Origin of the sequence: Salipiger bermudensis, from assembly GCF_017309175.1 — a bacterium.
Classification (GTDB): domain Bacteria; phylum Pseudomonadota; class Alphaproteobacteria; order Rhodobacterales; family Rhodobacteraceae; genus Salipiger; species Salipiger bermudensis.
In genome coordinates this window covers 1-1,383 of record NZ_JAEKJV010000050.1, presented here as the reverse complement: position 1 = coordinate 1,383, position 1,383 = coordinate 1, and the positions used below count along the sequence as shown (strand labels likewise).

Here is a 1,383-nt window from a genome sequence, read left to right as displayed (position 1 = left end):
GATAGTGCCCCACGGCATGGTGTAGGAGCGTCGACCTTCGGAGAGGTCCGGGCCTGATCAGGATGCCACTGCGGGCAGCCTGACGGTTGGATTGTCGGTGACGCGGGCCAAGGTTTCAAGCGACATGTATCGCCGCGCTACGGCCCACTCGTCGTTGGTCTCGAGCATCAGCGCGCCGACGAGGCGGACGATGGCAGCGTCGTTGGGAAAGATCCCGATGACGTCCGCACGTCGTTTCACTTCACGGTTCACCCGTTCCAGTGGATTGGTGGAAGCGATCTGGGTCCAATGTTCGCGGGGGAACGACATGTAAGCGAGGACATCGTCGCAGGACGCGTCCATTAGGGCACCGAGTTTAGGCTGTTTTTCCCGCAGGGCATCGGCCACGACATTCCACTGTGCCTCGGCGTCGGCCTTGCTCTCCTGGGCAAAGATCGTCTTCAGCATCGCCGCCACCGCAGTGCGCTGCTTTGCCGGAGCGTGAGCCAGGGCGTTGCGCATCCAGTGAATGCGGCATCTCTGGTGGTTCCGGCTACGATTGATCCCCCGGATCAATCGCTTAACGCCTCCACCGTTGAACACGCGACGTGCGGCAGCCCGCAGGCCCTTGTGGTCGTCTGAGATCACCAGCTTCACGCCGCGCAGGCCCCGGTCCGCAAGGCTGCGCAGGAAGTCGGTCCAGAATGTCTCCGCCTCGGATGGACCGGTGGCGACGCCCAGCACCTCGCGCTTGCCGTCCTCGTTCACGGCCACGGCGAGTATCACCGCCTTGCTGATGATGCGCCCGCCCTCCCTGACCTTGAGGTAGGTGGCGTCGAGCCACAGGTAGGGCCACGCGCCTTCCAGGGGGCGAGCAAGGAAGGCACCGACCCGCTCGTCGATCTCCATGCACAACCGGCTGACCTGGCTCTTCGACATGCCGCCCGCGCCCATCGCCTTCACCAGATCATCGACGGACCGCGTCGAGATGCCATGGACGTAGGCCTCCTGGATCACCGCAACCAAGGCCTTCTCTGCCGTCCGCCGGGGCTCAAGAAAGCTTGGGAAATAGCTGCCCTTACGCAGCTTCGGGATCTCCAGCGCGATCCGGCCGGCCCGGGTATCCCAATCCCGCTCCCGGTATCCATTTCGCTGGGCTTCCCGCATCGGTGAGCGCGCGCCCTTCGCCGCCCCAGTCCGCGCCTCGATCTCGGCCTCCATGATGCGCTCGGCTGCAAAGGCCAGCATCTCGCGCACGAGATCGCCATCAGCCTGCTTCTCAACCAGCTCCATCAGAGCCATTCTGTCGTCGGTCATCGTCATCTCCGTCTCAGGTTTCAGGTGTCGCAACCCGAACCTTCTCCGAAGATCGACGGTGACCGCCAGCGTCGCATGTGGCGACGC

At 64.1% G+C, this 1,383-nt stretch carries 1 protein-coding gene; it reads right to left on the bottom strand.

Translation table 11 applies throughout. The annotated features are described in order from the left end of the window. Window positions 1–57 precede the first annotated feature (57 nt). Entirely contained in the window at window positions 58–1,296 is a 1,239-nt protein-coding gene (locus JF542_RS24295; RefSeq protein ID WP_207077732.1) for an IS256 family transposase, read from the bottom strand. Window positions 1,297–1,383: the final 87 nt, after the last annotated feature.